The sequence below is a fragment of the Cellulomonas sp. PhB150 genome (assembly GCF_003755175.1).
GTDB lineage: Bacteria > Actinomycetota > Actinomycetes > Actinomycetales > Cellulomonadaceae > Cellulomonas.
Map to the genome: position 1 here is coordinate 845,443 of NZ_RKHX01000001.1, position 26,950 is coordinate 872,392.

General features: G+C 73.2%; 26 protein-coding genes and 2 tRNA genes. 6 read left to right on the forward strand and 22 right to left on the reverse strand.

The window, feature by feature from the left end:
* Nucleotides 1–2: 2 nt before the first annotated feature.
* The 7 genes from EDF34_RS04020 to leuC form a co-directional block, all read right to left on the reverse strand.
* A complete protein-coding gene (locus tag EDF34_RS04020) occupies nucleotides 3–647 on the reverse strand; it encodes a hypothetical protein (RefSeq protein WP_123370034.1) in 645 nt (214 codons plus the stop codon).
* Between the two features lie 65 nt (nucleotides 648–712).
* Nucleotides 713–1,753 (reverse strand): NAD(P)H-dependent glycerol-3-phosphate dehydrogenase, encoded by a 1,041-nt coding sequence (locus EDF34_RS04025; protein WP_123370035.1) that lies wholly within the window; start codon nucleotides 1,751–1,753, stop codon nucleotides 713–715.
* A complete protein-coding gene (locus EDF34_RS04030; protein ID WP_123370036.1) occupies nucleotides 1,750–2,514 on the reverse strand; it encodes a 1-acyl-sn-glycerol-3-phosphate acyltransferase in 765 nt (254 codons plus the stop codon). The genes EDF34_RS04025 and EDF34_RS04030 overlap by 4 nt, the downstream gene beginning before the upstream one ends.
* Nucleotides 2,515–2,578: 64 nt before the next feature.
* Nucleotides 2,579–3,895 (reverse strand): UDP-N-acetylglucosamine 1-carboxyvinyltransferase, encoded by a 1,317-nt coding sequence (gene murA / locus EDF34_RS04035; protein WP_123370037.1) that lies wholly within the window; start codon nucleotides 3,893–3,895, stop codon nucleotides 2,579–2,581.
* Between the two features lie 118 nt (nucleotides 3,896–4,013).
* On the reverse strand, nucleotides 4,014–4,640 hold the full coding sequence (locus EDF34_RS17945) for an HU family DNA-binding protein (protein WP_123370038.1): 627 nt from the start codon (nucleotides 4,638–4,640) through the stop codon (nucleotides 4,014–4,016).
* Between the two features lie 114 nt (nucleotides 4,641–4,754).
* Nucleotides 4,755–5,423, reverse strand: a complete 669-nt coding sequence (gene leuD, locus EDF34_RS04045; RefSeq protein ID WP_123370039.1) for a 3-isopropylmalate dehydratase small subunit — start codon at nucleotides 5,421–5,423, stop codon at nucleotides 4,755–4,757.
* A gap of 22 nt (nucleotides 5,424–5,445) precedes the next feature.
* Nucleotides 5,446–6,900: a 3-isopropylmalate dehydratase large subunit gene (gene leuC / locus EDF34_RS04050; protein ID WP_123370040.1), complete on the reverse strand. Its 1,455-nt coding sequence runs from the start codon at nucleotides 6,898–6,900 to the stop codon at nucleotides 5,446–5,448.
* Between the two features lie 74 nt (nucleotides 6,901–6,974).
* Between leuC and EDF34_RS04055 the strand changes: the two genes are divergently transcribed.
* Both EDF34_RS04055 and EDF34_RS04060 read left to right on the forward strand, forming a co-directional pair.
* A complete protein-coding gene (locus EDF34_RS04055) occupies nucleotides 6,975–7,694 on the forward strand; it encodes an IclR family transcriptional regulator (protein ID WP_118767660.1) in 720 nt (239 codons plus the stop codon).
* Complete coding sequence (locus tag EDF34_RS04060) at nucleotides 7,694–7,924, forward strand: hypothetical protein (protein ID WP_123370041.1); 231 nt, start codon at nucleotides 7,694–7,696, stop codon at nucleotides 7,922–7,924. The genes EDF34_RS04055 and EDF34_RS04060 overlap by 1 nt, the downstream gene beginning before the upstream one ends.
* Before the next feature lie 17 nt (nucleotides 7,925–7,941).
* On the opposite strand, the gene EDF34_RS04065 is transcribed toward EDF34_RS04060, so the two are convergent.
* Nucleotides 7,942–8,625 carry a TetR/AcrR family transcriptional regulator gene (locus EDF34_RS04065; RefSeq protein ID WP_123370042.1) on the reverse strand — a complete coding sequence of 228 codons (684 nt, stop codon included), beginning with the start codon at nucleotides 8,623–8,625 and terminating at the stop codon, nucleotides 7,942–7,944.
* A gap of 131 nt (nucleotides 8,626–8,756) precedes the next feature.
* Here EDF34_RS04065 and EDF34_RS04070 point away from each other — a divergent pair, with 131 nt between their 5' ends.
* Nucleotides 8,757–10,217: an MFS transporter gene (locus EDF34_RS04070; protein WP_123370043.1), complete on the forward strand. Its 1,461-nt coding sequence runs from the start codon at nucleotides 8,757–8,759 to the stop codon at nucleotides 10,215–10,217.
* 100 nt (nucleotides 10,218–10,317) lie between these two features.
* On the opposite strand, the gene EDF34_RS04075 is transcribed toward EDF34_RS04070, so the two are convergent.
* From EDF34_RS04075 to EDF34_RS04095, 5 genes are all read right to left on the reverse strand, one after another.
* Nucleotides 10,318–10,390: transfer RNA gene (locus tag EDF34_RS04075), tRNA-Glu, on the reverse strand.
* A gap of 94 nt (nucleotides 10,391–10,484) precedes the next feature.
* Nucleotides 10,485–10,556 (reverse strand) — tRNA-Gln (locus EDF34_RS04080).
* Between the two features lie 192 nt (nucleotides 10,557–10,748).
* Nucleotides 10,749–11,201: a hypothetical protein gene (locus tag EDF34_RS04085; protein ID WP_123370044.1), complete on the reverse strand. Its 453-nt coding sequence runs from the start codon at nucleotides 11,199–11,201 to the stop codon at nucleotides 10,749–10,751.
* 84 nt (nucleotides 11,202–11,285) lie between these two features.
* A complete protein-coding gene (locus tag EDF34_RS04090) occupies nucleotides 11,286–12,530 on the reverse strand; it encodes a P-loop NTPase (RefSeq protein ID WP_123370045.1) in 1,245 nt (414 codons plus the stop codon).
* Between the two features lies 1 nt (nucleotide 12,531).
* Nucleotides 12,532–13,191, reverse strand: a complete 660-nt coding sequence (locus EDF34_RS04095) for a hypothetical protein (RefSeq protein WP_123370046.1) — start codon at nucleotides 13,189–13,191, stop codon at nucleotides 12,532–12,534.
* Nucleotides 13,192–13,333: 142 nt separating this feature from the next.
* On the opposite strand from EDF34_RS04095, the gene EDF34_RS04100 reads away from it, so the two are divergent.
* A complete protein-coding gene (locus EDF34_RS04100; protein WP_118767655.1) occupies nucleotides 13,334–13,552 on the forward strand; it encodes a helix-turn-helix domain-containing protein in 219 nt (72 codons plus the stop codon).
* Nucleotides 13,553–13,585: 33 nt separating this feature from the next.
* On the opposite strand, the gene EDF34_RS04105 is transcribed toward EDF34_RS04100, so the two are convergent.
* Both EDF34_RS04105 and EDF34_RS04110 read right to left on the reverse strand, forming a co-directional pair.
* Complete coding sequence (locus EDF34_RS04105; RefSeq protein WP_123370047.1) at nucleotides 13,586–14,113, reverse strand: hypothetical protein; 528 nt, start codon at nucleotides 14,111–14,113, stop codon at nucleotides 13,586–13,588.
* A 40-nt stretch (nucleotides 14,114–14,153) separates the two neighbouring features.
* Nucleotides 14,154–14,924 (reverse strand): cutinase family protein, encoded by a 771-nt coding sequence (locus EDF34_RS04110; protein ID WP_158615038.1) that lies wholly within the window; start codon nucleotides 14,922–14,924, stop codon nucleotides 14,154–14,156.
* Between the two features lie 150 nt (nucleotides 14,925–15,074).
* On the opposite strand from EDF34_RS04110, the gene EDF34_RS17970 reads away from it, so the two are divergent.
* Nucleotides 15,075–16,112, forward strand: coding sequence for a LysM peptidoglycan-binding domain-containing protein (locus EDF34_RS17970; RefSeq protein ID WP_148076571.1), 1,038 nt, complete (start codon nucleotides 15,075–15,077; stop codon nucleotides 16,110–16,112).
* The gene (locus EDF34_RS04120) at nucleotides 16,109–16,849 is read left to right on the forward strand and encodes an Rv3235 family protein (RefSeq protein ID WP_123370050.1); all 741 of its coding nucleotides are present in this window, start codon (nucleotides 16,109–16,111) and stop codon (nucleotides 16,847–16,849) included. Before EDF34_RS17970 ends, EDF34_RS04120 begins: the two co-directional genes overlap by 4 nt.
* 98 nt (nucleotides 16,850–16,947) lie before the next feature.
* On the opposite strand, the gene secA is transcribed toward EDF34_RS04120, so the two are convergent.
* The 7 genes from secA to mtrA form a co-directional block, all read right to left on the reverse strand.
* Entirely contained in the window at nucleotides 16,948–19,710 is a 2,763-nt protein-coding gene (gene secA, locus EDF34_RS04125; protein ID WP_123370051.1) for a preprotein translocase subunit SecA, read from the reverse strand.
* A 156-nt stretch (nucleotides 19,711–19,866) separates the two neighbouring features.
* Nucleotides 19,867–21,132 (reverse strand): winged helix-turn-helix domain-containing protein, encoded by a 1,266-nt coding sequence (locus tag EDF34_RS04130; protein ID WP_233575168.1) that lies wholly within the window; start codon nucleotides 21,130–21,132, stop codon nucleotides 19,867–19,869.
* Between the two features lie 98 nt (nucleotides 21,133–21,230).
* Complete coding sequence (gene hpf / locus EDF34_RS04135) at nucleotides 21,231–21,857, reverse strand: ribosome hibernation-promoting factor, HPF/YfiA family (protein WP_123370053.1); 627 nt, start codon at nucleotides 21,855–21,857, stop codon at nucleotides 21,231–21,233.
* A gap of 167 nt (nucleotides 21,858–22,024) precedes the next feature.
* A complete protein-coding gene (locus EDF34_RS04140) occupies nucleotides 22,025–22,801 on the reverse strand; it encodes a ComF family protein (RefSeq protein WP_199737626.1) in 777 nt (258 codons plus the stop codon).
* Nucleotides 22,802–22,862: 61 nt separating this feature from the next.
* Complete coding sequence (locus EDF34_RS04145) at nucleotides 22,863–24,518, reverse strand: LpqB family beta-propeller domain-containing protein (RefSeq protein ID WP_123370054.1); 1,656 nt, start codon at nucleotides 24,516–24,518, stop codon at nucleotides 22,863–22,865.
* A complete protein-coding gene (gene mtrB, locus EDF34_RS04150) occupies nucleotides 24,515–26,209 on the reverse strand; it encodes an MtrAB system histidine kinase MtrB (protein ID WP_123370055.1) in 1,695 nt (564 codons plus the stop codon). Before mtrB ends, EDF34_RS04145 begins: the two co-directional genes overlap by 4 nt.
* Complete coding sequence (mtrA, locus tag EDF34_RS04155) at nucleotides 26,209–26,892, reverse strand: MtrAB system response regulator MtrA (protein WP_123370056.1); 684 nt, start codon at nucleotides 26,890–26,892, stop codon at nucleotides 26,209–26,211. Before mtrA ends, mtrB begins: the two co-directional genes overlap by 1 nt.
* Between the last annotated feature and the right edge of the window lie 58 nt (nucleotides 26,893–26,950).

The following is a 26,950-nucleotide window of genomic DNA, read 5'->3' on the forward strand; positions in this document are numbered from 1 at the left end:
AGCTACGACGGCAAGCTGCAGTCCTCGCCGATCGAGACGGCCAGCGCGCGAGCGGCCGCCGCGGTCGTGCTGCCGCGATCGGTGTCGTCCTCGCAGGACAGGGTCCCGGAGCCCGAGAAGTCGTACGTGTGCAGCAACCCGGACGCGGACGCACCGCCGCACGTGAACGTGAACGGCGTCGTCATCGCCGTCACCCAGCTGTAGGCCAGCGTGCGGCCGGGCCCGGTGGCAGTGGCCTGGTCGTCATCGCCGGTGTCGAGGTCGTCGAACGAGCGCAGGTAGTCCCCCTCGTCCGCCGACTCGCGGACCGCAGCCACGACGGCTCGCTCCGGCACACCTTCAGGCAGGTCGCTCACCGCCAGCGAGGGGTCCGGCGGGTTCCAGGTGTTCTCGACCTGGGAGAGCCCCCCGTCGCCCTCCTCCGTGACGGCGTACGTCGTCCCGACGATCCGGACCTCACCCCGCTCGGCGGTGCCGAGCACGACGTCGCCGACGATGCACGCGGACGGCGTCGGAGCCGATGTCGTCTGCCCGGCGCTCGGGGCCGCGGCCTCGGGTACCCCCGTCCCCGCGAGGGCGATCGCCACGGGCGCGGCCAGGCACAGTGCCGCGACGCCCCCGACCGCCCACCACCGTCGTCGTTCCATGCGCACGCCCCCCGTGTCGGCCGCCCCGCACGCGCGGGCCACGCCGATGGTGCCAGATGGTGTGGCTAGACGCCCTCGGCCTTGTGCGGGCGGGCCAGCAGCAGTGCGGCCAGGTCGTCGACGGGCAGGCCCTCGTGCAGCACGCGGACCACGGCGTGCGTGATCGGCATCTCGACGCCCAGCGACTCGGCCAGCTCGAGCACGGACCGGCTGGACTTGACGCCCTCGGCCGTCCCGCCGGTCGCGGCGAGAGCCTCCTCGAGCGTCATGCCGCGGCCGATGTGGTTGCCGAGCGTGTGGTTGCGCGAGTCGGGCGACGCGCACGTGGCCATGAGGTCGCCCATGCCGGCGAGGCCTGGGAACGTCTCGGCGTCGGCGCCGAGCGCCAGGCCGAGGCGCGTGATCTCGACGAGGCCACGCGTGATGACCGTGGCCATCGTGTTGTAGCCCAGGCCGCGGCCCTGCGAGATCCCGACGGCGAGCGCGATGACGTTCTTCACCGCGCCGCACAGCTCGACGCCGACGACGTCGCGGTTCGTGTACGGGCGGAAGTACGACGAGGCGCAGGCCTTCGCGACGAGCTGCGCCGTCTCGTCGTTCGTCGAGGCCACCACCGTCGCCGTCGGCTGGCGGTGCGCGATCTCCTTGGCCAGGTTCGGTCCCGAGACGACGGCGATGCGGTCGTGCCCGATCCCGAGCGACTCGGCCACGACCTGGCTCATACGCCGGTCGGTGCCGAGCTCGACGCCCTTCATGAGCGAGACGGCCACGGCGTCCGGGCCGATGACGTCGCGCAGGGTCTCGAGCGTGGCCCGGGCGCTCTGCGAGGGGATCGCGATGACCACGAGGTCCGCGCCGTCGACGGCCGCGCGCGCGTCGGTGGTCGCGGTGATGCCCGCGGGCAGCTCGACGCCGGGCACGTACCGCTCGTTGCGGTGGTGCTCGGTGATCTGGCGGCAGACCTTCTCGTCGCGCCCCCAGACCGTCACCTCGCAGCCGGCGTCGGCCATCACGGCGGCGAACGTGGTCCCCCAGCTGCCGGCACCCAGGACCGCGGCGCGCAGGGCGTGCGGCTGCGCGGGAGGGACCTCGCGGTCGACCGTCACGGCAGCTCGGGCTTCGTCGCGTGGTCGCCGCCGACGCGCTTGTCCCCCGGCGGCACCGGCTTGCGCATGTCGTAGCGGACTGCCGGCGCCTTCTGGCCGCGCACGCCCTCGAGCAGCGCGGTGATGGCGTCCATGACCCGCTCGGTCGCCTCACGCAGCGTGGCGTTGTCGAGCGGTCGTCCGTACAGGTCGTCGAGGTCGACCGGCGGGCCGGCGACGACGGTGATCTTCTTGGGCGGGACGGGCTTGAGCCACTTGGAGTAGCGGCCCAGCAGGTCCTGCGCTCCCCACTGCGCCACGGGGATCACGGGCGCCCGGGTCATGAGCGCGAGCCGCGCGACACCCGTCTTGCCGGCCATCGGCCACAGGTCAGGCTCACGGGTCAGCGTGCCCTCGGGGAACACGGCCACCGCCTCGCCCGCATCGATCGCGGCCACGCCCGCCGCCAGCGAGTCCACGGCCGCGGTCGTGTTGCGGTACACCGGGATCTGACCCGTGGCCCGCAGCACCCCGCCGACGACGGGCACCTTGAACAGCGAGGCCTTGGCGAGGATCTTCGGCGCGAAGCCGTTGTCCCACAGGTAGTGCGCGAACGTGATGGGGTCGACGTTGGTCATGTGGTTGGAGGCCACGATGAAGCCCACGTCGGTCGGCAGGTGCTCGGCACCGTGCCAGTCACGCTTCGTCACCACCATCAGGACGGGGCGCAGGACGCGCGCGACGTTGCGGTAGGCGCGGTTGGATCGAGACGGCGAATGCACGGGAGCCGATGCTACCGGTTGGGTCGGGACGTGAGTCCCTTCCCCACCCGTCCCCGCCGCACCGTCAGTCCCTGCTGAACTCGGCGCCGAGCGCGTCGAGCTTGTCCATGAAGTGCTCGTAGCCGCGGTCGATGAGGCTGATCCCCCGCACGGCGGACGTGCCCTTCGCGGTCAGCGCGGCGATGAGATGGCTGAAGCCGCCACGCAGGTCGGGCACCTCGATGTCCGCCGCCGCCAGGGGCGTCGGGCCGCTGATCACGGCCGAGTGGTAGAAGTTGCGCTGGCCGAACCGGCACGGCCGGCCGCCCAGGCACTCCTTGTAGACCTGGATCGTCGCGCCCATCCCGACGAGCGCGTCGGTGAACCCGAACCGGTTCTCGTAGACGGTCTCGTGCACGATCGACAGGCCCTTGGCCTGCGTGAGCGCGACGACGAGCGGCTGCTGCCAGTCCGTCATGAAGCCGGGGTGCACGTCGGTCTCGAGCTGGATCGAGCGCAGGTCGCCGCCGGGGTGCCAGAAGCGGATGCCGTCGTCGTCGACCTGGAACTCGCCGCCGACCTTGCGGAACGTGTTGAGGAACGTCGTCATCTCCGGCTGGGTCGCCCCGCGCACGTAGATGTCGCCGCCCGTGGCGAGCGCGGCCGAAGCCCAGGACGCGGCCTCGATCCGGTCGGACAGGGACGTGTGCTGGAAGCCCTCGAGGCGGTCGACGCCCTCGATCCGGATCACGCGGTCGGTGTCGACCGAGATGATCGCGCCCATCTTCTGCAGGACGTTGATGAGGTCCATGATCTCAGGCTCGATCGCGGCGCCCGCGAGCTCGGTGATCCCCTCGGCGCGCACGGCCGTCAGCAGCAGCTGCTCGGTGGCGCCGACGCTCGGGTAGGGCAGCGCGATCTTCGTGCCCTGCAGGCGGCGCGGTGCGCGGATGTGGATGCCGTTGTGGGTCTTGTCCACCACGGCGCCGAACTGGCGCAGGATGTCGAGGTGGTAGTTGATCGGCCGGTCGCCGATGCGGCAGCCGCCGAGGTCGGGGATGAACGCCTCGCCGAGACGGTGCAGCAGCGGGCCGCAGAACAGGATCGGGATGCGGCTCGACCCGGCGTGCGCGTCGATGTCCGCGACGTGCGCGGACTCCACGTTCGTCGGGTCCAGGTGCAGCGTGCCGGCCTTCGCGTCGGCGACGACGCTCACGCCGTGCAGCTCGAGCAGGCCGGTCACCACGGCGACGTCACGGATCTGTGGCACGTTGCGCAGCACGCTCGGGGTCTCCCCCAGCAGCGCGGCCACCATGGCCTTCGAGACGAAGTTCTTGGCGCCGCGCACGGTGATCTCACCGGACAGAGGCGTCCCGCCATTGACGTAGAGCAGATCGTTCACGGGCCCCATCCTCGCCTACCTCTCGCTGTGCCTCGTCCTGCACGTGCCCGCGAGTCGTCGTCCGCCCGAAACCTTCACAGACCGGACCCGCGGGCACCATCACGTCGCAGACGCGGAGCTACTTCTTCTTGCCCTTGGCGGACTTGGCCTTCGTCGTGGCTGCGGCCTTCTTCTTGGCAGAGCTCTTGGCCTTCGCCGCCTTCTCGGCAGCCTTGACCTTCGCCGCCTTGTCGGCGGCCTTCCGCTTCGCGGCCTCGGCCTTGGCGGCCTTCTCGGCCGCGGCCTTCGCCTTCGCGGCGGCCTTGCCCGTCGTCCTCGCCGGCTTGACCTTGACCTTGTCCGCACCCTTGGCACGGTGGATCGTCTCCGTGGTGTCCTCGTGCTGCCCGTGCGAGGTCCTGCTCGCCGAGCCGGCGGCCAGCACGGGTGACGCCGGGGCTGCCGCGAGCTCGCCGAGCGCGACCGGGCTGCCCGACGCGACGCGGGACCGCAGCGTGGCACCCGGGTGGAACCGCGCGACGGTGGTGGCGGCGACGTCGATCGACGCACCCGTGCGCGGGTTGCGTGCCGACCGGGCAGCACGGGCCGCGGGCTCGAACGTCCCGAACCCGGTGAGCGTCACGCGCTCGCCCGCGGCGAGCGCCGCGGTGATCTCGTCGAGGACGGCGTCGACGGCCGTGCCCGCTGCCTGGCGGCTCCATCCCCGTGCGGCGATCCGGTCGGCGATCTGCGACTTGCCGGGCATGGTCGTCCCTTCGTCGGCGGCACGTCGCGCACCGCGATCGTGCCCACCGTATCGACCCGGACGCACCGATGGGCCGTCCGCGCGGCGGACGGCCCATCGGGTGAGATGCGGTGCTCAGGGTCGACGCAGCCCGATCTCCACCGGCACGCCCGCGGGACGTGCGGCCTTGATCTCGACCGGCGGCAGGTGCTTGGCCGGCAGCGTCGCGGGGCGCCAGGACTCACGCTCTGCCTCGAAGGCCGTGATCTCGTCGGCGTGCTCGAGGGTCAGGCCGATGTCGTCCAGGCCCTCGATGAGGCGCCAGCGCGTGTAGTCGTCGACCTGGAACGGGACGACGACGTCGTCGCACGTGATCGTGCGCGCCTCGAGGTCCACCGTGATCTCGGTGCCGGGACGGGTCTCGAGGATCTTCCAGATGAGCTCGATGTCCTCGGCCGAGGCGACGGCGGCGAGCAGACCCTGCTTGCCGGAGTTGCCGCGGAAGATGTCGGCGAACCGGGTCGAGATGACGACCTTGAACCCGTAGTCCTTCAGGGCCCAGACGGCGTGCTCACGCGAGGATCCGGTACCGAAGTCGGGGCCGGCCACGAGCACCGAGCCGCTCGCGTAGGCCTCCTGGTTGAGGACGAACGCCGGGTCGCCGCGCCAGGCGGCGAACAGCGCGTCCTCGAACCCGGTGCGCGTGACCCGCTTGAGGTACACGGCCGGGATGATCTGGTCGGTGTCGACGTTGCTGCGGCGCAGCGGGACGCCGACGCCGGTGTGCTGGGTGAACTTCTCCATGAGGCTCTTCCTTGTCTTCCGGTCAGACCGTCTGGAGGTCGCTGAGCGGGCTGCCGTCGGGCGCAGGGGCACCCGTCGCGAGGTCGGAGTACGACGAGAGCGTCCCGCGGATCGCGGTCGCGGCGGCGACCAGGGGTGAGACGAGGTGGGTCCGTCCGCCCTTGCCCTGGCGGCCCTCGAAGTTGCGGTTCGACGTGGACGCCGAGCGCTCGCCCGGGGCCAGCTGGTCCGGGTTCATCCCGAGGCACATCGAGCAGCCGGCGTTGCGCCACTCGGCACCGAAGTCGAGGAAGATCTTGTCGAGCCCCTCCGCCTCGGCCTGCAGGCGGACGCGCGCCGAGGCGGGGACGACCAGGACGCGCACGTCGTCGGCCTTGTGCTTGCCGGCGACGACCTTGGCGACCGAGCGCAGGTCCTCGATGCGACCGTTCGTGCACGAGCCGATGAAGACCGTGTCGACCTTGATCTCGCGCAGCGGCTGGCCGGGGACCAGGCCCATGTACTCGATCGCACGCTCAGCGGTGACGCGCTCGTTCTCGTCGGCGATGAGCTCGGGCACGGGCACCGAGCCGCTCAGCGGCAGGCCCTGGCCGGGGTTCGTGCCCCACGTGACGAAGGGCTCCAGGTCCTCCGCCTCGAGCACGACCTCGACGTCGAACGTCGCGTCGTCGTCGGTCTTCAGGGTCTTCCAGTACTCGACGGCCGCGTCCCAGTCGGCGCCCTCGGGCGCGTGCGGGCGGCCCTGGAGGTAGTCGAACGTGGTCTGGTCGGGCGCGATCATGCCCGCGCGGGCGCCGGCCTCGATCGACATGTTGCAGATGGTCATGCGGGCTTCCATCGACAGCGTGCTGATCGCCTCGCCGCGGTACTCGAGCACGTAGCCCTGGCCACCGCCGGTGCCGATCTTGGCGATGATCGCCAGGATGATGTCCTTGCTGGTGGCACCCTCGGGCAGCTGGCCGTTGACCGTGATCGCCATCGTCTTGAACGGCGCGAGCGGCAGCGTCTGGGTGGCGAGCACGTGCTCGACCTCGCTCGTGCCGATGCCGAACGCGAGCGCGCCGAACGCGCCGTGCGTCGAGGTGTGCGAGTCGCCGCAGACGACCGTGAGGCCCGGCTGCGTCAGGCCGAGCTGCGGGCCGACCTGGTGGACGATGCCCTGGTCCGCGTCGCCCAGCGAGTGGATGCGCACCCCGAACTCCGCGGCGTTGTTGCGCAGCGTCTGGATCTGGGTCCGGCTCGTCTCGTCCGCGATGGGCCGGTCGATGTCGAGCGTCGGGGTGTTGTGGTCCTCGGTGGCGAGCGTCAGGTCGGGGCGCCGCACGGGGCGCCCGGCGAGGCGCAGACCCTCGAATGCCTGCGGGCTCGTGACCTCGTGCACGAGGTGCAGGTCGATGTAGAGGAGGTCCGGCGCTCCGTCCGCGCCATGGCGCACGACGTGTGCGTCCCAGACCTTCTCTGCCAACGTGCCGGCCATGTTCTCGGTCCTGTCTCTCGTCCAGCTGGGGGGTGTCGCTTGCATCTCAGTCTACGAGACGGCAATATCGACCTATGGACAACTCTAGCGGAGTCGGCGTTCTGGACAAGGCCGCGTCCGTTCTCAGCGCTCTGGAAGCCGGGCCGGCCACCCTCGCCCAGCTCGTCACCGCCACCCATCTTGCTCGCCCGACGGCCCATCGTCTCGCAGTTGCGCTCGAGCACCACCGCCTGGTCGCTCGCGACATGCAGGGCCGGTTCGTGCTGGGGCCGCGCCTGTCGGAGCTCGCGACCGCCGCGGGCGAGGACCGGCTGCTCGCCGCGGCGGGTCCCGTGCTCGCAGCGGTGCGCGACCACACGGGCGAGAGCGCGCAGCTCTACCGCCGCCAGGGCGACCAGCGGATCTGCGTGGCCGCCGCCGAGCGGCCGATCGGCCTGCGCGACTCGATCCCGGTCGGCGCGACGCTCACCATGCAGGCCGGCTCGGCCGCGCAGGTGCTGCTCGCGTGGGAGGAGCCCGACCGCCTGCACCGCGGGCTGCAGGGCTCGAAGTTCACCGCGACGATCCTGTCCGGCGTGCGCCGCCGCGGCTGGGCGCAGTCCGTGTCCGAGCGCGAGGTCGGCGTCGCGTCGGTCTCCGCGCCGGTGCGTGGCCCGTCCGGGCGTGTCGTGGCCGCCGTGTCGGTCTCCGGGCCGCTCGAGCGCCTCTCCCGTCAGCCTGGCCGGCTGCACGCCGCCGCGGTCGTCTCGGCGGCCAACCGGCTGACCGAGGTCCTGCGCCGAACGGCCGACTGATGGCCGTCCGGGGTGCCGCGGCTGCGCGCCGCCGCCTGCGCCGGCGGGTGGCCGTGGTCTGCGGTGCCGTGGGCCTGCTCATCGGCGCCACCGCCGCCCTCATGGGTGGCGGTGGCCTCGGCGACGCACTGGTCACAGGCATCTTCCTGGGCGCTCTCGCCGCGCTGATCGGCTACGTCGTCGTCGCGCTGCTGCCGACCTCGCACCACGGCCCGCCCGGGCAGCACTGACGCCTGCGGGGCGCGGGTCAGTGCCGCCAGGCACCCACCCACTCGTCCCAGGGCGGACCATCGGCCAGCACGACGCCCGCACGGGCGTCCTCGTGCAGCCCGCGCGCGAGGAGCGCGAGGTAGCGCAGGTGGAGGGCGTCGGCGCGCTCCCGGGGGAACGGGAGCGCCGGCCGCAGGTGCAGGAGGAGCTGCATCACGTCCGCGGCCGTGAGGCCCACCGGGACGAGACCCGCCGCGAGGTCCTGCGCGATCAGCCGCTCGAGGCCGACACGGAGGTCCTCGGAGGCGGCCGCGAGGGCCGGAGGAAGCGCGCTGGAGGCGCCCCGGGGACGCAGCAGCGGCCCCGTCGCGTCGGTGATCTGACGGCCGAGAAAGGTCACCACGGCACCGACGTCCTCGGCCGCCAGCAGGCCCCCCCACGTCGACGGCACACGGTCCCCGCCATCGTCGGCGACCTCACCGACCAGCCGGGCCGCCTCGCCGACCGCGTGCAGGTGCAACGCCGCGACGAGGGCCTCCTTCGTCGGGTAGCGCCGGTAGACCGAGCCGACACCCACGCCCGCGTGCCGCGCGACGTCGGCCATCGACGCGTCGTGCCCCTGGGCAGTGAAGACCTCGCGCGCCGCGGCGAGAACTGCGGTGTCGTTCGACCGCGCCTCGCGCTGCCGGCCGGGCAGGGGGCGGTCGGTGGCGTCGGGCATGGCCCCAATGTACTGGCGGCCCTGCTGTTACGATGAATCGGAACGGAGCCTCCGTTCCGCTTGGATAGCAGATCTCGTCGTGAGTCGACGAGAGCCTCGACACCCCCCTGGCACAGAGAGCGAGCACGCCCATGTCCCCCGCCATCACCACGAACGAGGACGCCGTGCGGGTCGAGCCCGGCGCGGGTCGCCGGGCGGAGGTGGTCCCGCCCCGCGCGTCACCACGTGCCGGGCGCTTCACCTTCGCGCTCAGCGCCACGGTCTTCTCCTTCGCCCTGATGCAGACCCTCGTCGTCCCCGCGCTGCCGACGCTCGGCCACGACCTCGGCGCGACCAGCCAGGGCACCGGATGGATCCTCACGGCGTTCCTCCTGGCCGGCGCGATCCTCGCACCCGTGGTCGGCAACCTGGGCGACCGGTTCGGGCACCGCCGGGTGCTGCTCGCGGCGCTGATCGGCTTCGCGGCCGCGACCCTCGTCGCGGCGGTCGCCCCGAACCTCGCGGTCCTCCTCGCCGCACGCGTCGTGCAGGGCGTCGGAACAGCCACCTTCCCGCTCGCGCTCGCCCTCGCGCGCGGGATGCTGGACGGACCACGGCGCGCGGCGGCGTTCGGCTGGATCGCGGGGATGATCGGCCTCGGCGCCGGCGTCGCCCTCGTCGTCGGAGGCGTCGTCGTCGACGCCCTGTCCTGGCGCTGGCTCTTCGTGCTCGGCGCAGCCCTGATCGTCGCGTCGGGCGCGATGGTCGCCGCCTGGGTCCCGCGTACCGCGGCGCCTGCCGTCGCCCGGCGGACCGACTGGGCAGGGATCGCCCTGCTCTCGAGCGGTCTCGTGGGCGTGCTGCTCGCCGTCTCGCAGGGCAGCGACTGGGGTTGGGGCTCGAGCCGCACGATCGCGACCGGCACCGCGGGCCTGCTCCTGCTCGCGATCCTGGTCGCCGTCGAGCTCCGGGTCGCGAACCCGGTCGTCGACGTGCGGACCTTCCGCCATGGCCCGCTGGTCCTCATCAGCCTCGTGACGATCGCCGTCGGGTTCGTCCCGTACGTGTGCTACATCGCGCTGCCGGTGCTGCTGCAAGCCCCGACGAGCACCGGTTACGGGCACGGCATGAGCGTGACCGCATCAGCTCTGGCGATGCTCCCGAGCGCGATCCTGGTGTTCCTCGGCGGCCGCCTGACACCCGTGCTGGTCGCCAGGATCGGCGCGGGCGGCGCAGCCACGGCCGCCGGCGCGACGATGGCCCTCGGTGCCGCCGGGCTCGCGCTGTGGCCGACGTCGACCGTTGCCGTCGTCGTGGCCTTCTCGATCCTCGGCATCGGGAACGGGATCGGGTACGCGATCTGCGCCCAGCTCGTCATGGCGTGGTCCCCGGCCGCGGAGGCAGGGGCGGCCGTCGGCCTGAACAGCGTCGTGCGCACGGTCGGCTCCGCGGCCGCCGCCCCCGTCGTGGTCGCGCTGCTCTCGGCGCAGGGCGTCGCGACCCACGGTGCGGCGTACCCGTTCTCGGCCGCCTTCTGGGTGGCGGCCGGGGCGAGCCTTCTCGGCGTCGCGGCCGCACTCACCCTGGTCGCGCGCTCGCGCCGGGCTGCCTGACGGCGCACGGTCGCTCGCCGGCGGCGGCCGGCGCGGTGTCCACGGCCAACGCAGAAGGCCCCTCCTCGCGCTTCCGCGAGGAGGGGCCTTCTGTGCTCTGTACCCCCGACCGGATTCGAACCGGCGCTACCGCCGTGAGAGGGCGGCGTGCTAGGCCGCTACACAACGGGGGCCTATCAGCTGCGTGACCCGTGGGCCTCGCTTACCGAGTGAACACTTTACCCGATGCTCCGAGTGGCTCGGAACTGCGGATCAGCGGTGCTCGCGCTGGGGTACCAGGACTCGAACCTAGACTAACTGAACCAGAATCAGTCGTGCTGCCAATTACACCATACCCCATGGGGGTATAACCCCCGGTGAGAGCGCCGTCCCCGAGGGGGCGGAGCGATCGTGCACCGGACGTCGTACCGGGCGTGAACACTACCTGGTGACAGGCGCCGTGGTCCAACCGGCCCCGGCCTCCGGGCCCGTTCGTGACGAAGGCCACGCACCTGCGACCCGCAGGACCGGGGAGATCCGCGCGAAGACGCGTCAGCGTGGGATCGCGGCGAGCTCGCTCGCGTCGTACCAGAGCAGGTCCGCGTCGTCGAGACGCTCTCCTGCCTCGTCGTCCCCCGCCACCGTCGCGCCGACGTCGGCGGCGGCACCCGGCTCGTCCACGTGCACGCAGGCGATGTCGGCAGCGGCAACCGTCCCGACGATCTCCACGAGGCTGGGCGCGCCGTCCTCGGCGTCCTCCACGGTCGTCACGCGAGCGTCCGGGAGGTCGACCGAGACGACGAGCCGCAGCCGCGGGGCAGCCTCGGACGCGCGGATCAGGTCGAGGCTGTCGTCGGCGGCCATGAGCTGCGCGGCGAACTCGAGGCCCTCGTCGTCCTCGTCGGGCAACGCCGCTCGCAGGGCCGCGGTGACCGCGTGCCCGCGTCGCGGGGGAAGCTCGCTCGCGTCGAGCTCGTCGAGGGTGGCCGGCAGGTAGATGCGCACGAGTGCCAGTGTGCCCCTCGGCGAGCGTGGGTGGCGGCAGGCGCGGCCAGGACGGGGCGCCCGACGGGGTCGACCGGCCGGGGTTCAGGAGACGACGGTCGCGAGGTCCGGGGAGGCGACCAGCGACGCCACGCGCGCCGCGGCCTCGGCGATCGCGCGTCGAGCGGGCGAGCCCGGGGCCACCTCGCGCAGCGTGCGCGCCTCGAGCAGGGCGGTGTCCGTCGCCGCGCGGTCCTCCGGCACCAGGACGGCGTCGACGACTCCCGCGTAGCGGGCCAGCGCCTGCGCGACGGCCTCGGCGGGGCGGGGACCGGCGACGGACGCCCGCACACGGTTGACCAGCACCACGCGGGTCGCCCCCAGGCCGAGGTCGGTGAGCTCGGTCAGCCCGCGCACCAGCCGCTGGATGCCGACGGGGTCCCCACCGCCGACGATCACCACCACGTCGGCGGCCTCGAGCGTGCGCACGGTGGCGGCGTTGCGCTGGGGCGCGCGGGTGTCGTAGCTGAGCAGCTCGTCCTGCTCGAGGCAGAAGCCCACGTCGACCACGGTCCAGCGCGCCAGGTCCCGGGCGACGCTCCACACCGTCTCCAGCGCGGACGACGACAGCTCGGGCCAGCGGTCCGCGCGCGACGTCCCGGAGAGGATCCGCAGCTGGGGCGAGAGCACCGGCGCGAGCCGCGCGAGGGTCGTCACGTCCAGCAGGCCGAGCCCCGCCTGCCGCACGGCCGCGGCCAGACCGGGGGCCTCGTCGAGCAGCCCGACGACCTGGGCGACGCTGCCGCCGTACGTGTCGGCGTCGGCGAGCAGCACCGAGGCCCCGGTCGCCGCGAGCTCGGCAGCCACGTTGACCGCGACGGTCGTGCGCCCCGGGGCGCCTGTCGGACCCCAGACCGCGACGACGTCGCCGCGCGCGCCCGGCCTGGGCGCGGGCGGCGGCGCGGCCGGCTCGCGCACCGCGGGCGTGGCGGCCAGCGCGCGCAGGACGGCCGAGACGACGGCGGCCGCGCCCGCCTCGTCGTCGGGCTCCGGCACGACGTCGTCAGCACCCGCACCGCGCAGTCGCTCGGCCGACCACGCGGCGTCCGCGCTCGCGAGGCCGACGAGCAGGACCCCGGCGGCGCGCAGCGCGTCGACGGCCTCCCGGTCCAGGTGCTCGAGCGCGCCCGAGGCGACCGCGACGCGACCCAGGCCCGCCTCGGCGGCGGCCAGCAGCTCGGTGAGGTCGGCGCAGCGGCGCGTGACCTGCAGCTGCGGGTTGGCGTCGAGGGCCTGGACCACCAGCGACTCGGCGACGCCCCGGACCGCGCAGAGGACTCCCAGCGGCACGTCAGCCGCCCGTGCCGGGGACGGGGACGACGTCGAGCACGCCGTCGGACGCGAGTGCCGCGAGGACGTCCGGCAGCTGGCCCTGCGGCACCAGGACGTGCACCGCGTTGCCACCCGATCCGCCGAGCGAGCGCTGGGGCCGGCTCACCTCCGCCACCGGCAGGCTGGTCGCGAGCTGACGCGGCTCGTCGGGCTCCCCGTCCGCGCCCGCCGCGGGTGAGAACCAGACGTCGACCAGCGCGCCGACCGTCACGTCCCGGGAGGGGGCACGCTCCAGCGGGATCGCCACGGCGCGCACGTCCACGTCCGCCGCGCTGCCCAGCGCGGTCGCCGGCACGAGCTCGTCCTGCCCGACGACCCGCACCGCGACAGCGTCGTCAGGAAGCGGCTCGTCGGCCCGCAGGTAGTGCTCGAGCTCGCCGTCCGCGAGCTGCACGTCCGCGACCACGAGGTCGTCGGCAGCGACCCGCTGGCCCGGCACGAGGGCCTCGCGGGCGACGTAGACCGGCACCGTCGTCTGCGCCGACCGCACGACCCAGGACCCCAGCGCCACCGACGCGGCCACCATCGCGACGCCGACGAGGAGACGCGGGTCCCGCCACCCCGGCCGGCGCAAGCGCGCCGCGACGGGTGCGGGCAGATCGAGCACGGCGCTGTCCATCGGCTCTCCGTCCGGTCGGCGGCCTCTCGCGCGAGATCAGGCCTCGGGGCGCCCATCCTGCCCGACCGAAGGCCGCTTTCGGGGCGAAACGGAAGATTGTGGACAACCCCGATCGAGGGGCGAGCCGTGCCAGACTTCCGCCATGCCCCCGCGGTTCCTCACGCTCGCCGACGTCAGCGAGGTCCTCAACATCTCCGCGCAGCAGACCTACCAGCTGCTGCACTCCGGCGACCTGCGCGGCATCCAGATCGGCCCCAAGAAGATCTGGCGCATCGAGGCCAGCGAGCTCGAGGGCTACATCCAGCGGATGTACGAGCGGACCCGGCCGGCGTCGGCCGAGCAGGTCGACGCGGACAGGTAGCCGCTCGGGGCTCGCTCGACGTCCGGCGGTCCCTCAGCCCGTCCGGATGGTCGCCAAGGACGCGAACGGCACCACGGACGAAGCGGCAGCCCCCCGGGCGTCCCGGGCGACGACCTCGACGTGGTCGGCGCCGACGGCGCCCAGCACGCCAGCCAGCTCGACGTCACCGGAGCGCACGAGCACGGCGGCACGGTCCCGAGCCAGCACGCGCAGGGCGTGCCCGAGCCCGAGTCGACGCTCCACGCGACCCGGCTCCGGCGCGGCGTGCGCGCCGAGCCCCGCGATGGCGACGATCGCGCGCGAGGGCACCAGCACCCGGCGCTCCCGCTCCTGCCCGACGAGGAGCCACTGCTCCGTGGCATCGATGACCTCGCCCTGGATCACCTCGGCGCCGAGGACGTGGACCCGGACCTGACGTCCGACGGCCGCCCGTAGCCGATCGACGAGGTGCACCGTCGCGCGCTCGGCGCGCACGAGCTCGGCGACGTCCGCGCGCACGCCAGCACGCTCGGCCGCCTCGAGCTGCGCCTCCATGTCCGCGAACAACGCCTCCCACCGCATGCCCACACCGTAGGGGCCGCGGCAGAGCGACGGGGCGGGTTCAGAGCTTGCTGCGGATGAACGTCGCGGCGGCCTTCTCCAGCGTGATGTTGTCGTAGCTGGTGTGGATCTTCATGGCGTCGGCGTTGTCGACGTTCTGGCAGAACCGGTCGCCCGCGTAGCAGTACGACCGGATGCGTGACGCGAACGCTGCCAGCTGACCGGCGCCGCGCGGGAACATCCCGCTCCGCGTCCGCTTGACCGAGTTGAACGACTCCCCCGCGCGGTAGGTCGGGTCCCCGAAGAGCACGACCGCCTTGATGCGCGCCTTCGCCGTGGCCGAGAGCTGGATCGGCTGACCCTTGGACAGCGTGTCGCCGATGATGTGCGCGCCCTGGGAGTAGCCGACGAGCACGACGCGGGTCGCCGAGGAGCAGGTCGCGAGGTCCTCGAGCTCCTCGCGCAGCTCGTAGCGCCCACGCGTCATGCTCGTGACGTACCCGCCCGGCATCGGGAGGCTCGGCCAGATCGACGCCGGGTACTTCAGCGCGGCCGTGCGCACGCCTGCCGTCGAGAGCGACTGCGTGTAGTACGCCGCGCCGCTCGTGGTGCCGAACCCGCCGTTCGCATAGGTCCGGTCACCGGCACCCGAACCGGTGCCCGCCTTCTCGTACGACCCGCGGACGCCGATGACGACGACGCTCGCGCAGTGCTTGCTCGAGACGGTGGCCTGCGCGGGCGCTGCCGCCAGCGGGAGCAGGGCGACCGCGCACAGGGCGACGATCAGCGTGGTGCGGGTACGGGTCGACGACCTACGGGTGCTGCCGAGCATGCGCGCTCCTTGGTCAGTGCCGCGTCCACGTCGAGCGGCCTGCGCACCGTAGCGCACACCGCTCGGGGTGGACACGAAAGGGACGATCGGGTACATCTAAGGCAACGAAACGTTGTCAAAACAGATCACCAGTACCCAAGAGGAGTCATCATGGTCAGACGCGTCGATGGGGTGGCTCGGTCCGCAGCTGGTGGCGGGCTGCTCGCAGGTGGCGTCGCGGCCATCGCGGTCGCCGGCGCGCTGTGCGGCCGGCTGGTCGCAACGGCCTCCACCCCCCTGCTCGGCGTCGACGACATCGTCGAGGCCGCCGTCCTGGGGCTCGGGCTCGCCGCGGCGTCCTGGCTCGCGCTGTCCTGCGTCGTCGGCGCGCTGTGCGTCGCTGCACGGACCGTCGGAGCGACCTGGCGGTCCGGCGAGCGTGCCGTCCAGCGGTACGCCCCCTCGGTCGTCCGGCGGGCGCTCGGGGTCGGCGTCGCGACCTCGCTCGCCGTCGGCCTGGCCTCGGGCGCCGGCGCGGTCGCGCCCCCCGGGGACGCCTCGCCGCCAGGGAGCACCGCCGGCACGAGCGCGACGGCCGAGCTGGGCTGGGTCGGCGTGGAGGCCGCCCGCGTCGACTCAGGCTCCGCGGCCTCCGTCGGCGCGGTGGGAGCATCGGGGTCCGGCGGCGACGCCGCGGGCGCGCACGACGACTTCGGATGGGTCGTCAGCGACGACGCACGGCCCGCGTCGGAACCCGCGGCTGTACCTCACGCCACGCCCACCGCTCCGCCGACGAGATCTCCCCAGGCGACCGTGGCTCCGAGCGCGACGCCGTCGAGCCCGTCCGCTGACGGCGCGACCGCGGACGTCGCGTCGCCGGGCTGGCGGTGGTCGCCGATCCCGTGGCCTGCCGGGCCGGCCGCGCCTCCGGTCGACGACCCAGGAGCGGCGATCCGCCCCGATGCGCGGCAGGCCGTCACCGCGACGGCCGTGGGAGCGACAGTCGTCGTGCACGCCGGGGACTCGCTGTGGAGCATCGCCGAGGCTCACCTCGGCAGAGGCGGTGCTGCGGCAGGCGTCGAGGAGATCGCCGCGGCGTGGCCCGCCTGGTACGCCGCCAACGCCGACGTCATCGGCGACGACCCCGACAGCATCCGCCCCGGGCAGCGCCTGGTCGTCCCGACGAGCACCGAGCGGAGCGGACGATGAGCGCACTCACCGTCGAGCGGCCGCGCTCGCTCGTCGAGGACCAGTTCGCCGTCCCCGTCCTGGCCATCGCCCCTGGCGACCACGTGGCAGCACCGGTCGTCGACGCAGCGGCTGGCGAGCCAACCCCCAGCGAGGCGAGAGAGACCGACCCGCCGACCCTCGGGACCGCCTCGAGCCTGTCGAGCTTCACCGTCGCCGACGCCGGCCTGACGAGCACCGTGCCAACCGCCCCCGCGCCCACGCCGCGCGTCCGGCTGCTGGCGGCTCGCGCGCCGGGCGCTGCCGCGGTCGCCCACGGCCAGGCGGCGCAGGTGCCGCCGACGCTCACCGAGCGGATCGCCGTGCTGCGCGCGACCGACCGCTCCCCCGTGCTGGAGGCGGTCGACGAGGACCGGGGCCCGGAGCCCGCCGCGGACCCGGCCCACGTCGCGCGCGCCATCGCGCACGCCGTCGTGGAGGTGCTGCTCGGGCGCCGCCCGGTCACCCAGCTCGCCCGCTGGATGACACCGGGCGTCTACGAGACGTTGCAGGGCCGAGCGGCACTCACGGCGCGCGTCCTGGGCCCGCGGAACTCCGGACGCGGCGCGGCCGTGCGCCGGGTGCGCGTGTGCGCCGTCGAGCCGCACGTGTGCGAGGCGGGCGTCGTGGTCGACGACGGCGTACGAGTCCGAGCGGTCGCTCTTCGGCTCGAGACCCACCGCGGCACGTGGCGCACGACGTCGCTCGAGGTCGGCTGACCCGGCTGCCTGCCTGTCCGCCTGACGAGCAACCACAAGCCCCCGCGAGAACGCCGAGGGCCGCACCCGGTGAACGGGTGCGGCCCTCGGTCGGTCGATCAGCGGCGCTTGGCCTGCTTGGCCGCCTTGCGGCGCGCCTCACGGTTGTCGCCGTCGCCGGACACCGTCTGAGCGGGCGCTCCGGGGGCGTCGCCCTTGACGACGACAGCACCGTCACCGTCGGCGGACGGCGCCGTGTACTGCAGCGGCACACGCTCGGCGGGACCGTCGATGCCCTTGGCGATGAGGCGCTGCGCGGCGGCACCGGACTGCATCGCGACCTGGGCGGCCGAGGCTGCGGTGACCGGGGCCTCCGCCTCCTCCTCGACCTTGACCTCGAGGTTGTACAGGAAGCCGATGGTCTCTTCCTTGATGGCGTCCGTCATCGCGTTGAACAGCTGGTAGCCCTCGCGCTGGTACTCGACGAGCGGGTCGCGCTGGGCCATCGCGCGCAGGCCGATGCCCTCCTTGAGGTAGTCCATCTCGTAGAGGTGCTCACGCCACTTGCGGTCCAGCACGGACAGCGTCACGCGCCGCTCGAGCTGGCGCATGTTCTCCGAGCCGATCTGCTCCTCGCGCTCGTCGTACGCGTGCTCCGCGTCCGAGAGGACCTCGCGGGTCAGCAGCTCGGCCGACAGCCGCGTGGGCCCACCGGCCTGCTCCACGACCTCCTCGGACGTGATGCTCACCGGGTACACGGCACGCAGCGCGGTCCACAGCGCCTCGAGGTCCCACTCCTCCGGGCGCCCCTCGGCGGTCGCGGCGTCGACGTAGGCGGACAGGACGTCGGAGCGGAAGTGGCCGACCTGCTCGTGCAGGTCCTCGCCCTCCAGGACGCGGCGGCGCTGCTCGTAGATGACCACGCGCTGACGGGACATGACGTCGTCGTACTTGAGCACGTTCTTGCGGATCTCGAAGTTGCGCGCCTCGACCTGCGACTGCGCGGACTGGATGCCGCGCGTGACGATCTTCGACTCGAGCGGCATGTCCTCGGGGAAGCCCGCGCGCGTCATCATCGACTCGGCCAGGCCGGAGTTGAACAGGCGCATGAGGTCGTCCTGCATCGACAGGTAGAAGCGGGACTCGCCCGGGTCTCCCTGCCGGCCGGAGCGGCCGCGCAGCTGGTTGTCGATGCGGCGGGACTCGTGGCGCTCGGTGCCGAGCACGTAGAGACCACCGAGCTCGACGACCTCGTCGTGCTCGGACTGCACGGCCTCCTTGGCCTTCTCGAGCGCGTCCGGCCATGCGGCCTCGTACTCGTCCGGGTTCTCGGCCGGGTCGAGGCCTCGCGCGGCGAGGTCGGCGACGGCCATGAACTCGGCGTTGCCACCGAGCATGATGTCCGTGCCACGGCCGGCCATGTTGGTCGCGACCGTGACGGCACCCTTGCGACCGGCCTGGGCGACGACGGCGGCCTCGCGCTGGTGCTGCTTGGCGTTGAGGACCTCGTGCGGCACGCCCTGCTTCTTGAGCTTGGCGGACAGCAGCTCGCTCTTCTCGACGCTCGTCGTGCCGACCAGGACGGGCTGGCCCGCGGCGTGCCGCTCGACGATGTCCGCGACGACGGCGTCGAACTTGCCGTCCTCGCTCTTGTAGACGAAGTCGCGCTGGTCGATGCGCTGCATCCCCCGGTTGGTGGGGATGGGCACGACGCCGAGCTCGTAGGTGCCCTGGAACTCGGCCGCCTCGGTCTCGGCCGTACCGGTCATGCCCGAGAGCTTCTCGTACAGGCGGAAGTAGTTCTGCAGCGTGATCGTGGCGAGCGTCTGGTTCTCGGCCTTGATGGCCACGCCCTCCTTCGCCTCGATCGCCTGGTGCATGCCCTCGTTGTAGCGACGGCCGGGCAGGATGCGGCCGGTGTGCTCGTCGACGATGAGCACCTCGCCGTTCATCACGACGTAGTCCTTGTCGCGCTTGAACAGCTCCTGCGCCTTGATGGCGTTGTTGAGGAAGCCGATCAGCGGCGTGTTGAGGGACTCGTAGAGGTTGTCGATCCCGAGGTAGTCCTCGACGCGCTCGATGCCGGGCTCCAGGACGCCGACGGTGCGCTTCTTCTCGTCGACCTCGTAGTCCTGCTCGACCTTGAGGCGGCGCACCACCTTGGCGAACTCCGCGTACCAGCGGTTCGTGTCGCCCGAGGCCGGGCCGGAGATGATCAGCGGCGTCCGGGCCTCGTCGATGAGGATCGAGTCGACCTCGTCGACGATCGCGAAGTTGTGGCCACGCTGGACGAGCTCGTCGGTGCTCCACGCCATGTTGTCGCGCAGGAAGTCGAAGCCGAACTCGTTGTTCGTGCCGTACGTGATGTCGGCGGCGTACTGCTCACGGCGCTCGGACGGGTTCTGGTTCGACAGGATCACGCCGCTCGTCAGGCCCAGGAAGCGGAAGACGCGACCCATGAGCTCGGACTGGTAGCTGGCGAGGTAGTCGTTGACCGTGACGACGTGCACGCCCTTGCCGGACAGCGCGTTGAGGTAGGCCGGCGCGGTGGCGACCAGCGTCTTGCCCTCGCCGGTCTTCATCTCCGCGATGTTGCCGAGGTGCAGGGCGGCGCCGCCCATGAGCTGGACGTCGAAGTGCCGCTGCCCCAGGGTCCGGCGCGACGCCTCGCGGACGGCCGCGAAGGCCTCCGCGAGGATGTCGTCCAGCGTCTCGCCCTCGGCGAGGCGGGCCTTGAAGCGGTCCGTCTCCTCGCGCAGCTCGGCGTCGGACAGCGACGTGAAGCTGTCCTCCAGGGCGTTGACCTGCTGGGCGATGCCCGACAGCTTCTTGATGATCCGGCCCTCGCCGAGACGGAGGACCTTCTCGAGGATCGCTGGCACGCATGACTCCCGACGTGTTCACACCCCGGGCGCCAACGGCGTCGGGGCGGCTTCGATGACCGGCCGCACGGCCGGGCCCGACCATCGTAGGCGAGGCCGGCGCGCCTGCGGGCGCATCGGCCACACCTCGACGGGATTCCGCCACACGTGAACGCGTCAGGCAGCCAGCACGGCCGCGTGCAGTGCCGGAGCGAGATCCCCGACGAGCGTCCCGCTCGCGTCCGCCACGACCACCTGCTCGAGGCCCAGCCACTGCGCCATGAGCTCGAGCTCGTCCACGAGGGCCTCGACGACGCTCACGTCGCTCGCGCCGGACCGCGCCGGTGCGGGCGCCCGGTGGACCCCGTGCACGCGCAGCACCTTGTCCTTGCGGTCCGCCTTGAGGTCGACGAGCGCCTCGATGTGCTCGCCCATGAGGAAAGGCAGCACGTAGTAGCCCCACACGCGCAGGTGCGCGGGCACGTAGATCTCGATCCGGTAGCGCAGCCCGTACACCTCCTCGAGGCGACGGCGCTCGAAGACCAGCGGGTCGAACGGGCTCAGCAGCGCCGAGGCCGTCGCCCGGCGCGGGAGCGTCGCGTCGCGGTGCCGGAACACCCGCCGCGGCCACCCGTCGACCGCGACGGGGACGAGCACGCCCTGGTCGACGAGGTCGGCGACCGCAGGCTCCACGCGCGCCTGCTTGATCCGGAAGTAGTCGCCGAGGCACTTCTGCGAGCCGATCCCGTGGGCCCGGGCGGAGATCGCCACGAGCTCGCGCACGGCGTCCGCGTCGTCCGGCAGGGGCTGCGCAGCGACGGCGGGAGGCAGCACGCGGGAGGTGAGGTCGTAGCGCCGCTCGAACGCGCCGTTGCGGCCGGCGGAGGTCACCTCGCCGACGAAGAAGAGGTACTCGAGGGCCTGCTTGGCCACGGTCCAGTTCCAGCCCCACTCCGTGGTGCTGCGCGGCGGAGACGCCTCCATGAGGTCGTGCACCTTGGCCGCGGAGACCGGCCCGTGCTCCGCGACGAGCGCTCGGACCTCGTCGAGCACCGCGCTGCGCTCGCTGGGCATCGAGGCGATGCCTCCCCACGCCTCGGTCTGGTAGGCCCGGCGCCGCCACTCCAGGAGCCGGAACGTCTCGGGCGGGACGAACGAGGCCTCGTGCGCCCACGCCTCGACGAGTCGCCGCGGCGCGGTGCCCGCGGCGCGGTCGAGGAGCCCGGTGTCGTACGGCCCGAGCCGGGAGAAGGCGGGCATGAGGTGGGCACGGGCGAGCACGTTCACGGAGTCGATCTGCAGCAGGCCGAGCCGGTCGACCACCTGCTGGAACCCGCGCATGGTCACCGGCCCTGCGCGCGACGGGCGCGGGCCCGCCAGGCCCTGGGCGCGCAGCGCGATCCGGCGGGCCTGGGACAACGAGTAGCGCTCGGCAGCGACCATGACCGCCATCCTGCCGTCGCCCACTGACACGACGGCGGGGACCGGGCAGAGCGACGCCCGGCCGGGGCATGGCACCGGCCGGGCGTCGGTCGAGGGTGTCAGCGAGCGACCGCCGGCACTGCCACGGGTGTGTCGAGCTTGATGACGCCGTAGCTCCAGCCGCGGCGGCGGTACGCGACCGACGGCTGGGCCGTCTCGGCGTCGACGAAGAGGAAGAAGTCGTGCCCGACCAGCTCCATCTCGTAGAGCGCGTCGTCGATGGTCATCGGCTGCGCCTCGTGCAGCTTCTCGCGGATCAGCACCGGCGAGTCGCCGAGCATGTGCTCCGTCACCGACCCGTCGCCCTGCGGCGCGTCCTCGGCCGCCGGCGGTTCCGGCTCGGGCGGGCGGACGTCCACGGGCGTCAGCGGAGTGTGGTTGCGATGGTCCTTGCGCCGGTCCCGGGTCCGACGCAGGCGCTCGAGCAGCTTGGCGAGCGCCAGGTCGAGGGCCGCGTACCGGTCGTCGGCGCACGCCTCGGCGCGGATCACGGGCCCCTTGTCGATGACGGTGAGCTCGACACGCTCACTGCTGTCGGCCTGTCGGGGGTTGACCTCGTGCGAGACGAGGACGTCGATCCGCTGCGCGCGCGGGGCCAGCTGTTCGACCTTGGCGAGCTTCTGCTCGACGAAGGCGCGGTACTTGGGCAGTACCTCGGTGTGCCGGCCGGCAACCACAATCTCCATGTGAGCCTCCTGGGAGGTGAGGGCGGGACGCAGCCCGCCACGGGTCTCGTGCGTTCGTCGCCCCGGTTGGGGCGCCTTGGCGGCATCACCTCCTCCCACACCCCACCCGCGTCACCCCCGCAAGGGTGCGCGCCACGGTGTCGTCGGCAGTCGTAGAGCTCGGACTCCTACGCTAGTCCCCGCAGCGTCTCCTCGACCACTCGCGCAGCAGATCCACAGGGATCGCTCGGCCCGCTCGCAGGCCGGGCACCCGGCGGCGGGGTCGAGGCGAGCGTGACACCGGCCGCGACGAACGCCCCCGCGGCCTCCAGGACGGTCCGGCACGCGACGACCGTGGCGCCCGTCGTCAGCACGTCGTCGACCACGACCACGCACCGGCCCGCCAGCCGCGCCCTGTCGCGCGGCCGCACCCGGACGTGCCCGGTGAGGTTCAGCCACCGCGCGCGCGTGCCGAGCCCGACCTGGTCCCCGCCGCGCCGGGCGAGCACGGGCGACGACCGCGCGGGGCACCCACCGGAGCGCAGCCCGGCCGCGAGCGCAGCCGCCAGGTCGTCGACGAGGTTCCCGCCGCGCCGTCTGCGTGAGGCCGGGGTCGAGGGCGCGGGGACGACGAGCACCTCACCCGGTCCGAGCACGTCCGCCAGCTCCTCCCCTGCCGCGACGAGCGCCGCCGCGAAGGGCCGCGTGAGATCGCGCCGACCGTGGTCCTTCCACGCCAGGACGGCGGCCCGGACGGGTCCCACGCAGTCGGCCACGGTCCACACCGGCAGCCCGCCGGGCGCGCCCATGAGGTCGAGCCGCCCGGCGCGGCTCTCGCAGCGCCACGGCGGCCCGAGCAGCGCGTCGCACGCCGAGCACCACGGCTCGTCGTCGACCCCGCAGCCCCCGCAGGCGACGGGCAGCACGAGTCGGCTCAGCTCGGTCCACCACCTGCGTGCGCCCACGGTCCCAGCGTCGCCGACCGACCGCGCCCGTGGACCCGTCGGGCGGGATCTGTGGACAGGCTCAGCCGGGGAAGCTCGGATCCAGGACGCCCTCGACCCCGGGCACCGCGGTCCAGCTGGACGCGGTGTACCGCCGCAGCATGCCGTCCTTGCTCGTCGCGTACAGCACGCTCCCGCCGGCGACCGCGTCCAGGTCGGGCACCTCGGGCAGCGCCGACGTCGTTCCCGAGACGGGCACGAGGTGCACGGCGAGGGTCCCGGCGCTGCGGCCGACGACCGCGAGCGTCGACTCGTCCTTCCAGACGAGCGCGGTCGCGTCGGTCAGCAGCGACCCGGCCCGGATGACCTCGCCGATCTGCTGCGGCGCGCCGTTGGCGTCGCGGACGACCGCACCGACGTTGATCGCGACGCCGTCGGGTCCCGAGGAGATGACGGCCACGCGCGTCCCGTCCCGCGCCACGCGCACGGACCGGACCTGGCGGCCCTGCAGGAAGTCGGCGGTGATGCTGACCGGCTTCGCGCCAGCCCGCCCGGCGACGAGCCCGTCGGCGGTCGTCGCCGTCCAGGCCCAGCCGAACCGGTCGACCGACGGCGCCACGAGGTCGGCCCCCGTCAGCAGCGTCGTGCCGGCCTTGCCGCCCTGCGGGAGCGTCACGAGCGACGAGCCGCCGGACACCCCGACCCGGACGTCGCCGTCCTCGTCGCGCGCCGGGTAGCGGATGCCGAGGCCCTCGAGCGACCCGATGCCGTCCACGGGCTTGACCGTGCCGCCGGCCAGGGAGACGAGCTTGCCCGCCTGGAGCATCTCGACCGGGACGTCCGGCGTCGGGCCCTGCTGGAGCGTCGCGGCCCCCTCGAGGATCACCCCGTCGACGCCACCCGCGGTGACCTTCACGGAGCCGACGCCCGGCAGCGGGCGCAGGCTCGCGTCGATCTGCGCGAGGAACAGCTTGCGCTTGGCGGCGAGCACGGTCGCCGCGGGTTCGAGCCCCACCTCGGCCGTGCCCGCGCCCGTGATGACGACGGCCTCGGGCTTGAGCTGTGTGCCGTCGGGGATCTCGGTGACGACGGCGTCGCGCAGCCACGGCGACGGCCCGGCGAGCAGGGCCTTCATCACGTGGGTCGGCAGCTTGTCCTGGGGGAGCCAGCGGGTCTCGGGGACCAGGAACGTCTCGTCGGCGGACAGGAAGTAGATCGAGGCGGCGCGGAACCGCGCGTCGAACACCACCTTGGGCAGCAGGAGCCCGTCGGGGACGCCGGAGATGCGCCACTCGCCGTCCGCGTTGCGCACGAGGTCGTACGTGACCGACTCGCGCGCGTCCGGCGGCGCCTCGGTGTACCGGCCGTCGCCGTCGACCCGCGCGAGGACGGGGACGTCGACGGTCACCTGCGTCTTGGAGGTCGTCGAGTAGGTGAGCGGCCCGGCGACGACGACGCCGGCGAGCGGCTTCCACGCCTGGCGCGCGTCGCCCGCGAGGTACTGCCGCGCGGTGACGAACTCGTCCGGGAACCCGTTCGCCCCGGCGATCAGGAAGCTCTGCACGATGTCGACGGGTCCGGCGCCGGCCTGGGGCCCCTCGGGCAGCGGGGCGGCCCGTCCCTCGTCGCTGGCGACGACGTTGCTGCGGACCGGGGGGCCGGACGTGGGCATCGAGGTGCAGGCGGCCAGGAGCATCACGACGACGGCGAGCGTGACGGCGCGCAGGCGGACGTTCATCGGACCTCCTGGCGGGCGTCGTGGCTCTCGTCGTCGAGCTCGGGCAGCGCCGCGGGATCGGTGCGGGGCCGGACCACGGGGGCGAGCACGGGCTGCGGGTCCGCGTCGTCGGGCACGAGCGGGAGGGGCGAGTCGGTCAGGCGGATGCCCGCGCGGCGCGGCAGCGTCAGGCGGAAGCAGGCACCGCGACCGGGCCTCCCCCACGCCTCGAGCCAGCCGCCGTGCAGGTGCGCGTCCTCGAGCGAGATCGCCAGCCCCAGGCCGGTGCCGCCGGTCGTCCGCGCGCGGGCCGGGTCCGCGCGCCAGAACCGGTCGAAGACGTGCGCGGTCTCGACCGTCGACATCCCGACGCCGTGGTCGCGCACGGTGACAGCGACGGCGTACTCGTCGGCACCGACCGTGACCTCGACGGACGTGCCCTCGGCGTGCTCGATCGCGTTGACCAGGAGGTTGCGCAGCACGCGCTCGACGCGGCGGGGGTCGATGTCCGCCTGGGCCCGCTTCTCGGGGAGCGTGACGCGCAGCCACGTCCCGCGGCGCTCGGCGAGCGGGAACGCGTGGTCCGCGGCCGCGATGACCACGTCGCGCACGTCGCGCCCCTCGGCGTCGAGCACGGCGGCACCCGCGTCGAACCGGCTGATCTCCAGCAGGTCGGCGAGCAGGTCCTCGAACCGGTCGAGCTGGGTCTGCAGGAGCTCGGCCGAGCGCTTGACGGCCGGCTCGAAGTCGGCGCGCGACGCGTGGATGACCTCGCCGGCCATCCGGATCGTGGTCAGCGGGGTGCGCAGCTCGTGGGAGACGTCCGAGACGAACCGGCGCTGCAGCGCAGACAGGTCCTCCATGCGGCTGATCTGGTCCTGCAGACCGGCGGCCATCTCGTTGAACGAGCGCGCGAGCGTCGCCATCTCGTCCTCGCCCTTGACCGGCATGCGCTCGGACAGGTGGCCGTCCGCGAGGCGCTCGGCGACCTGCGCGGCCCGGCGCACCGGGCGCACGGCCTGGCGGGTGACCAGCCACGTCATCGAGCCGAGCAGCAGGACGAGCGCGACCGCCGCGAGCGCGAGCGTGCGCTGCAGGAAGTCGAGACGCTCCTGCTCGGCCTCGAGGCTGTACAGGAAGAAGAGCTGGAACGTGCCGGCGACCGGTACGTCGACGTTCTGGCCGACCATCACGGCGGGCTCCTCGCCCACCGCGACCGGCCACGCCACGGACTGCCAGTGCTGGCCGCCCACGGCGGTGGCGGCCTGCAGCTGCTTGGTGACGATCCCGGTCTGGGCGAGCGCCAGGTCCGAGGCCGCCGCGCCGACGGACACCGTCGAGCTCTGACCGGGCGCGCGCAGGAGGAAGACCTCGCGCTCCCCCGAGCCGCCCGAGCTCTGCGCGGTCACGACGTCCGTGAGCAGGCGCGAGACCTCGGGCCCCTGCGTCGCCGTCGACTCGTCGAACGTCGCCTGCGCCTGCTGCGTGCTGCGGGCGCTCTCCTCGAGGATCTGCTCCACGCGGCCGTCGAAGAGGCCGTCGCGCATCCTCTCCCCGACGTACAGCCCGACGAGCACGAGGGTGACCAGGCCGATGGCCGTGGTCGTCGTGATGACGCGCACCTGCAGCGACGAGCGCCAGGCGTGCCCGCCCGAGCGGATCCGCCGGGCCGTGCGGGCCCGGACGAGGCGCCACGTGCCGGCGACCCGCATCACGTCGTGGTCACGCCCGCCTTGTAGCCGACGCCGCGCACGGTGACGACGATCTCGGGCTGCTCGGGGTCGTTCTCGATCTTCGAGCGCAGGCGCTGGACGTGGACGTTGACCAGGCGCGTGTCCGCGGCGTGCCGGTAGCCCCACACCTTCTCGAGCAGGATCTCGCGCGTGAAGACCTGCCACGGCTTGCGGGCCAGCGCCACGAGGAGGTCGAACTCGAGCGGAGTCAGCGAGATCGGCCGACCGGCGCGGACCACGCGGTGGCCGGGCACGTCGATGCTCACGTCGCCGATCGACAGGTGCTCGGGGGCGGGCTCGTCGCTGCGGCGCAGCCGGGCCCGCACGCGGGCGACGAGCTCCTTGGGCTTGAACGGCTTGGAGATGTAGTCGTCTGCTCCCGACTCCAGGCCGAGGACCACGTCGACCGTGTCGCTCTTGGCCGTCAGCATGACGATCGGCACGCCCGACTCGGCGCGGATCTGACGGCACACCTCGTTGCCGTCCTTGCCCGGGAGCATGAGGTCGAGCAGCACGAGGTCCGGCTGCGTGGCGCGGAACACGCCCAGCGCCTCGTCACCGTCCTCGCAGAACACCGGGTCGAAACCCTCCGACCGCAGCACGATCCCGATCATCTCTGCCAGCGCGGTGTCGTCGTCGACCACCAGCACGCGTCCCCTCATGGCGGACATTCTCGCATCGGAAACGGTGCGCCACGGCGCGCCTGTGCACGGATCACCC